General features: G+C 59.3%; 1 protein-coding gene. It reads right to left on the reverse strand.

From position 1 onward, the window contains the following. Positions 1-162 precede the first annotated feature (162 nt). Positions 163-548: hypothetical protein (locus tag ABD209_RS15505; RefSeq protein WP_344067817.1), on the reverse strand; the 386-nt coding region annotated here is incomplete at its 5' end.

Below are 548 nucleotides of genomic sequence, written 5' to 3' on the forward strand. Positions count from 1 at the left end.
ACGCTCGTGGTCCTGACTGACTGGATGCATAGACACCACCCAGCCTGCTACAGGGCCACGAGCCCTCACATCAGGACCACATCACGCGGAGAGTCGGAGAGCCACATTGACCGTGGCGACCCGAAGCACAGCCGAGAGGGTACCTCGAGCCTCGGGGACGGTTCAGTCCTTCAAACCAGGAATGCCGTCGATCGGGTCATCCTTGTGGGAGCTCGCCTTCCCGCTATAGATATTGCAGTAGGCGACGATCTGCGTTGCGGCGATCAACTGATTGGACGCATCGCTTTTCCGGTCGTGCTTGGTGAGGATGTTGTCGATGGCCGATTTCTGATCATCGGATAGGTCGGACATTAATCCTGTCGTCGAGCTCATGGCCGCATATTCCGAGCAGGTCGGCACCTTTGCCAATCCGACAGCGGAGCAGCCCGAGACGCCGACTAAAGCGGCTCTTCCGATTTGAGGGTGTAGCCGGTTGTCGGCGTGGGGGCGTGTCGGTGTCGGGTTGATGGGTCGAGGTCTTCCGATGATGGGAGTTACGACTCTGCCCA

This window comes from Nostocoides vanveenii (assembly GCF_039531165.1).
GTDB lineage: Bacteria > Actinomycetota > Actinomycetes > Actinomycetales > Dermatophilaceae > Nostocoides_A > Nostocoides_A vanveenii.